Origin of the sequence: Microcoleus sp. PH2017_35_SFW_U_B (assembly GCF_020737865.1) — a bacterium.
Classification (GTDB): domain Bacteria; phylum Cyanobacteriota; class Cyanobacteriia; order Cyanobacteriales; family Microcoleaceae; genus Microcoleus.
Window position 1 is genome coordinate 25,137 of record NZ_JAEQDE010000109.1, and the last position, 7,056, is coordinate 32,192.

A 7,056-nucleotide genomic window follows, 5' to 3' on the forward strand; every position below is an offset into this window, starting at 1 on the left:
AATGCGGCATTTATTCCAGATGCGGACTTCAGAAAGTTGACCCTTCCAACATTCTGCACCTTTAGAATTTTTCCTGCCAATTTCCCAACTAATGCTGCTTGATTTGAACCGCCGGCTGCCGACCAAAGTCTGCACGAGTTCACCATTGACGTAAAAGTGAAGCTTGCTGTTAGCTTCAAACACCAGCGCTAGATGAAACCAAGTGCCTGCTACAAGCTTAGCTGAGGTAGTGTTGTAATTTTTTTTTTATAAACCGTGAACCGGAGCTGGCTGTTAAATAAACCAAAACCCCAAGCAGGATGCTCCGAAAATACCCTTTGCACCCCCTTAGTTGTTTTAGTTTTTACCCAAGCTTCTACAGTAAAGTTGTTGCCTAGATCGCAGGAAATATGGGGGAGCGCAACATAACTCTTTACCCCGTCAAAGGTCAGAACTGGTCGGCTATTTTTTAGGAGATTAGTCATCACTTTGATTCCTGCTGGCTTCAGAGTTTAGATATGAATTGGATAGGAAAACTAAGTTTTCAATTTCATATCTAAACTTTTTAGGTTAAAAATCCGCCGTTATTTTTGGCTAAAAAGAGGAGAAAAGTGGTTTTTACCGCCTGCCGCCCCAGCAGCCACAGCTAGAACTTTTAAGTTGTTGATAGCTCCGGTAAGCAAACGCCGCCGGGTCATTGTAATTTGCCCCGTGCATCAAATGGATGCGAATGTTAACCAACTCTTCCGACTGGCCGTTCACTACATCGACAGAGCGGTGAGGGTGAATTAATTCCGGTCTTTTCACAGGTGCAGATAATTTCGGCAGTTTCATAATACCTCCAAAAATTAGTAAGGAGTAGACCAAGAACGCACTTCGCCCAACGTTACCGGGATCATATCGCTCACATCAATAGTAAAGCGGTAAACTTTCTTAGCACGGCGACTATTTTCTGGGTCAAAAAACTTCAATTTCACATCCCAGCAATCGCTATCAAGTCGGCAGAAGGGGCTTTTTTCTACTGTGATGCTGTCGAGTTCCATGCCTGTGGCCACTGCTTCGGCGAAGGTAGAAGCAGCTTGGAAAGCGTTAGTAGCAGCAAAATTTAGCGCCCGGTCTTGAGAAGTGGTACCTAAGTTCCGCAAGTCGTAGTAAATGCGGTTGAGGAAACTTCCGAGGGTGCGCCGCATCGTTTCTTCGGTCGCTTCTGTTGCGGTAGTCCGTACCGTTTCTAAAGCAGCCGTGACGAGGGTATTGACTTTCCAACTATACATCCCTCGCGTGTTGTGCGGTTCAATCACCGGCACTACTTGACCGGAGAATAGTTTAACCGTTTTGCCACTGAGCACCCCCGGAATGCTGACTCGTTCCACATAATCTTCGCTATCTTCCGCCTCTACTTGGCCGGCCAAAAATTCTTGCAAAATCCCGTACACATCGCGGCCAAAAGCGCCGACAGGCTCAATGGCATAAATGGGAGTTAATTCCAGGTTAAGCGTCCAAATTAAAGCCTTTGCCTCTGACGGGTTTTGTTCCAGATAGTCTGCCATTTGGCGGGCATCGTAGGGGTTGGCCGGCACGGCGGTATTGTCAATTTCATAGGCTGGCATCAGTTGTTTAAACGAGTCGCGCCTTGCCTCGCTGCCAAAGTCATAACCCAATATTCCCAAAGAGTAGATAAGCTGGACATTTTCGAGGTCGCTGGGTGCTTGGCTGGCGGCGATGCCGGTGGGTCGGTTGTTGCTCATAATAGAATTGCTGGGGCTGCTAAATGAACGAATTTGCGTGGGAGTTAGTAAAGCTTCAGGGATGGGTGGGAGAGATTCTGAAGAAAGCAGTGCGGTTTCTAAACTTTCTGGCAGTTGCTCTTGGGGTTGTACGGTTTCTTCTAAAACTGTTGGAGTTGTTCCGTCGCAACCGCAGCCAGCAGCTTCGACGCCTTCTAATTGCTCTGACATTTTTCCTCCTTGTATTAAATAACTTGCACCCAAAATGTTGAGCTTGCCAACTAGACAGCGGTCTGCACTTTCTGTGTCGGCATCGCATGGTAAGGCGCTTTTTAAAATTGCCTCTCGCACTTTGCTCGGATCGGGCGTTTCTCCCTGCTTAATTTGCAGACTGAGTAACAAAGCAGCCACGCCTGAAATAATCGGGCTGGCAAAGCTCGTGCCGCTAAGTCGGCTAGTGCCTCCTCCGGGCTTTGCTCCCAAGATATTTTCTCCTGGGGCTAGAATACCTTGATTGTTGTAGGTTTCCCCCCAGTTACTAAAATTTAGAGGCCGACCGAAATCATCCATTGCTCCAACTGCCAAAACAGCCGGCAATGCTGCTGGTACGTGCAAGCAATTGCAACCGTCGTTCCCAGCCGCAGCCACGATTAAAACGTTGTTGTCGTTGCACAGTTGCACGGCACTTTCGAGCCAGCCTTCGGCTTCGCCTATTTCGGTCAGTTGACCGCCGCTGATGTTAATAATGTGAGCGCCCGCGTTGACTGCTTGCTCGATCCCCCTAGCCAAATCTAGCTGGGAAGTTTTGAGGCGATCGTCGGCAAAGATCGGCACTATTATTCCCTTGCATCGGGGAGCTATTCCCTCCACCGAACTACCCGGTTGCCCAAAAATAATGCTGGCAACGTGAGTTCCGTGAATGGACATATTGCCATTAGTTTGAGCTTCCCCTTTAACTAAGGTGGGCAAATAAGTTAAATCTGCACCTTGGAAACAAGGATGATTCCGATCGACAGGGCCATCCAAAACGGCAATACAAATACTATTATTTCCCTGGGATATGGTGCTTAATGTATCTAACATTTAACAAGACTCGGAACAGTTAGGGGAACCATAATACAAGTTTTACAAGGCTACGAGTATAAAACTCTTGAATCAAATACAAGTCAGGGACGAAAATTAAATTGATTTAATTATTCGTAGTGGCTCAAAGTTATAAAAAATAAGCCATTTGGCTATCTAAAAATAGCCCGGACTATCGTTTTAAAAGAATCAAGTAGTTCTGCATGGCAAGGATAATTACGAAGTAAAACGGTTAATCCATCGTTATCAAAGCCCTGATATTTCAGGATTACCAAGAGTCAAACTTAATAGACATCTCCCTAAATAACAGATAAGTCTAAAATAGATAAGCCTAAGCAGGATAAGGATTTTAGATTTATTTGTACCCGGTACAACTGATTTTACGATCAAATATACGGACTCTGAGAATCTTAGTCACAAGTTTATTTGATCCGATCATCTAGTTGACTATCAAGTTTTTGAGATGTACCTTACCGTTTGACTGGTATCTCTATACCTTTACAACAGTACAGTAACATTTGAAATCTGTCAAGTAAAATTTATAAAAATCATATTTCAGAGGGCGGGGCTGTTTCATCATCGAATTTTAGCTATTCTAAAAGTGTGAATGAAAATATTAACTTATATATAGTATAGATAGCTCGCGAAAAAATCAACTATTAATTTTATTAATAGTCAAATAAATTTTTTTAGCGCAAAAATTAGAGAGCGATCGTAAAATACATCTAAGTTCCTCCTGGGGCGAGAATACCCTGATTGCTGTAGGTTTCTCCCCAGTTGCTGAAGTTTAGAGGCCGACCGAGATCGTCCATTGCTCCCACTGCCAAGACTGCCGGAAGGGCTGCGGGGACGTGCAAGCAATTGCAGCCGTCGTTCCCAGCAGCAGCCACAATTAATACGTTGTTGTCGCTGCACAGTTCCACAACACTCTCCAGCCAGCCTTCGGCTTCACCTATTTCGGTAAGTTGACCGCCGCTGATGTTGATGATGTGAGCGCCGGCATTCACAGCAGTTTCGATCGCGCGAGCCATGTCTAGCTGAGACACCCGAGAGCGGTTATCGGAAAAGATCGGAACTATCAATCCCCGACACCTAGGAGCAATTCCCGGTATCTCCGAGCCGTGCTGCCCGAAGATTATGCTGGCAACGTGAGTACCGTGCAAAGACATCGCACCGGTAACGCAGACTTCTTCCTGCACTAATGTCGGCAGCCGTTTCAGGTCAGCTCCGGCAAAACAAGGATGAGTCCGATCTACTAAGCCGTCAAGTACCGCTACACAAATTTGAGAATCACCAGACGTTTTTTCCCAGAGGCTTTGAATTCCTGGAATTTGAGTTAAATCGGCCATTTAAGCTAAAAATAGCTAGGTCTGGCTGGTTTTGAACCTCAAGATACAGATTACTTGAATTTGCGCTAAAAAAAAACTTTCGATCTTTAAAAATTTATTAATTTTTATTTCCTGTTACACATATCCTTTTTTAAAAAATTTTAGGGTATTAATTTATACTTGTTGGCTCGGGTAAGTAGCAGACTGCGATCGTCGATCGCGGAAAGTTCGCGTCCCGCGAAAGCTCTTTGACGGACATATCAACGGTAAACCCGACCGTCGCTTCTTTATCGGGTACTTGAAGTCAGTGAGTCAGGCTGCTTTCCGTGAATTGAACGGGGAGGGGTTCTGCTGCGGGTGTTTCGGGTGATGGTGGTGTTGGTGCTGGCAATACAGCTTCGGGCGTTGGCGGTACTAGCGATCGTGTTGATGCTGATGTTGGTGCAGCTTCCCGATCGCCAAAGACAAACTCTTTCCCCGAATATGAAGCGCTGACCGCCCAAGTCCCACTCGCGATCGCTGCTTGACCCCACTAACGCTCTTTCATCACTCTAAGAAAGGAAAAATCTGACCATAATTTGATAATGCTAATCTGGTATGGTTTTGTGGAGCGATTTTCTAACACCTTGCTGGCGTTGGGAGCATTTGGCAAGAGATCCTTTGCTGTCGTGTCTTCGAGAATTTACTCTCATGAAAGTGACGAAAGAGCGCTAATACCATTTTTTTTAAGTTATGACAGACTTTAGCAAACAGGGAAAGTGTATAAATTACAATGTCTTGTCGTGTTCGATCTCTATCGGATCTTTAGAAAAATGGTATGAGGTACGGGTTCTAAACAGGGAGTTAACTTTGAGAACTGTCTTGGGATTGGGCGATCGTACAATCGGCCGAAATGCACTTCTGAGTCAAATCGCTGATAATATCTAAGCTCATATTGTCAACTAATTTAGTCAGAGCCACAGCAATTTGCTTCTGCGACAGCGCAACTCGCTCAATCAACAGCCTTACCGCTTGCTCGTCTCCACAAGCGGCTGCTTTATAAAGCTTCTCAATCGACTCCCTCGGCAACACAGACAGCGACTCAGAAGTCAGTTGCACAACAGGCTCATCCTGTTCGGACTTCCTCGGCGACTCCTCTTGATAGATATAGCGAACTCCCAAAGGTCGCGCCATCTTCTCGAAAATTACTGCCTCTCGGAACGGTTTGGCAACAAAGTCATCGAAGCCTTTCGACATGGCGAGTTCCTGAGTTTTAACAAAAGCATTAAGTAGGTAGGCGGGAAAAAACCACTCTATGTAACAAAACATTAAGTTACCTAATTGGAGTTAAACTTAAGACGTTGCGTAGTGTAATTTCCCCTTTGTCCTCTAGCTTCTACTCCATGAATTACGGCGTAGGCGAGTTCTAATTCATCATCAAACAAATGTCGCAGCCAACTCATCTTTCTTAATGTGTTGCCACTCCAATTCAATGGGGTTCATTTCCGAACAATACTTGGGTAAAAAGAAGATATATAAACCTTGCTTTTCCCAATGTGGCCATAACTCTTGGACTTCTTTGCATCGGTGTATTGGGCCGTTGTCTTGTACAATTACTCTCGGTCGTCCAATCTCAGCAGCTTCCTGGGCTTGGAGTTCCATAATTTTGATATAAGCTTTTCGATCGACACCTCCAATTACCAAACCGTAGACAAAACTGATGTCAGGTTGAAGAAGTCCGACAATACTTAGTCTACGACCACGCCGTTTCGTTTGTTCTAACCGTTTTTGCTCACCTATTGGGTAATAAGTATAACCTGGTTCACTCCACATACAAAACCCTGATTCATCTAAATACTTTAAGTCAATTCCTCCCGCCGCTGCCTCTAATTGCAACATATCTAAGTCGGATTGCTTCGTTTCTTGTACTATGGGGTCTTGTTTTCCTTTGTGACTTTTTCTCGCTCTTTTCCAAATAAACCTTTTTTTTAGTATGCGTCTTAATCGAGCAGCACTTAGTTTAACAGAACGTTCTTTTTCTAATTTCTGGGCTAATTAAAGACTGTTATATGTACGTGGTTCGTTTTTGAGGCATTCTTTTAAAAACTCTATATCTTCCTCTTTCCACACTTGAAGGGCTCCTCGACCAGGTGACTCCCAAAGCCCTTCCATGCCTAGATGCGACCATTTATGTAAAACCTTTCTCACTGTTTGTGGAGTCCAGTTAAAATGAGCAGCTATTTTTTCAACGTACCAGCCATGTGCATTTAATCTAATTACTTCTGCTCTGTCTTTGACTTTTTGTGGTACATCCGCAGTTCTCAGTTTTAAGAGAGTTTTGTCTTGCTGTTGAGTCAGGAATACCCTTAATCTAGCACCCATATATTGAATTACCTCAGTAGATATATTCTTTTTCTTTACTTATCTTAACATAGTTATGTTTTTTTGTGCCGACCTACTTAGTCGCTGTTTTGTGGCCGCATCCCAGGCGATCGAACCGGCCTACGAGTTGGCAAGTGGTTCCTATAGCGTATTGACGGATGGGCTTTTACAGGGATTGAATCCGGAACGTTTGCCGGGGCAATCGATCGATACCCTATCTCTATGTGCCTTTGTTAATCAATATCTAGGACTTACGCATTGACAAAATCACAAAATAGTGCATCGATCAATATGAGTAGTCTACTTTCCAGGTATTTGACAATGAGAAAAACTACCAAACCCTCGGCAGCACAATGCAACGCCGAAAAGTATATTTTATTTTTGCTCTTAGAACCAAAGTTTGGGGGGTATAATAGGTTAGCAGAAATATTGGGAGATGTTTCGCATGATTCTATCAATCGATTTTTATTAAGAGAAAGGAACCGAAAGATTTATTCGAGACAGCTCAGAATATTATCACCTTAGAAGGAGGAATACTGAGTATTGATGATACAGTAATAGAAAAACCTTATAGCGAC

The 7,056-nt window shown here is 44.1% G+C and carries 5 protein-coding genes and 4 pseudogenes; 2 read left to right on the top strand and 7 right to left on the bottom strand.

What is annotated here, in order from left to right; genetic code table 11:
• From JGK36_RS27615 to JGK36_RS27630, 5 genes and pseudogenes are all read right to left on the bottom strand, one after another.
• Positions 1 to 222, bottom strand: a pseudogene (locus tag JGK36_RS27615) (LamG-like jellyroll fold domain-containing protein); the annotation flags it as partial.
• Positions 210 to 464, bottom strand: coding sequence for a LamG-like jellyroll fold domain-containing protein (locus JGK36_RS33995; RefSeq protein ID WP_366516611.1), 255 nt, complete (start codon positions 462 to 464; stop codon positions 210 to 212). The gene JGK36_RS33995 and the pseudogene JGK36_RS27615, both read right to left, overlap by 13 nt.
• Before the next feature lie 133 nt (positions 465 to 597).
• Positions 598 to 813 (bottom strand): cyanobactin biosynthesis system PatB/AcyB/McaB family protein, encoded by a 216-nt coding sequence (locus tag JGK36_RS27620; RefSeq protein ID WP_293184587.1) that lies wholly within the window; start codon positions 811 to 813, stop codon positions 598 to 600.
• Positions 814 to 827: 14 nt separating this feature from the next.
• The gene (locus JGK36_RS27625) at positions 828 to 2,789 is read right to left on the bottom strand and encodes a PatA/PatG family cyanobactin maturation protease (protein ID WP_293184584.1); all 1,962 of its coding nucleotides are present in this window, start codon (positions 2,787 to 2,789) and stop codon (positions 828 to 830) included.
• A gap of 734 nt (positions 2,790 to 3,523) precedes the next feature.
• Positions 3,524 to 4,138: pseudogene (locus JGK36_RS27630) on the bottom strand (S8 family serine peptidase); the annotation flags it as partial.
• A 336-nt stretch (positions 4,139 to 4,474) separates the two neighbouring features.
• Here JGK36_RS27630 and JGK36_RS27635 point away from each other — a divergent pair.
• Positions 4,475 to 4,612 (top strand): hypothetical protein, encoded by a 138-nt coding sequence (locus tag JGK36_RS27635; RefSeq protein ID WP_293184582.1) that lies wholly within the window; start codon positions 4,475 to 4,477, stop codon positions 4,610 to 4,612.
• Positions 4,613 to 4,960: 348 nt separating this feature from the next.
• Here JGK36_RS27635 and JGK36_RS27640 read toward each other — a convergent pair whose 3' ends face one another.
• Together JGK36_RS27640 and JGK36_RS27645 are read right to left on the bottom strand one after the other, a co-directional pair.
• A complete protein-coding gene (locus JGK36_RS27640; RefSeq protein ID WP_293198729.1) occupies positions 4,961 to 5,425 on the bottom strand; it encodes a hypothetical protein in 465 nt (154 codons plus the stop codon).
• 108 nt (positions 5,426 to 5,533) lie between these two features.
• Positions 5,534 to 6,478: pseudogene (locus JGK36_RS27645) on the bottom strand (IS630 family transposase).
• 381 nt (positions 6,479 to 6,859) lie between these two features.
• On the opposite strand from JGK36_RS27645, the pseudogene JGK36_RS27650 reads away from it, so the two are divergent.
• A pseudogene (locus JGK36_RS27650) lies at positions 6,860 to 7,056 on the top strand (IS701 family transposase); the annotation flags it as partial.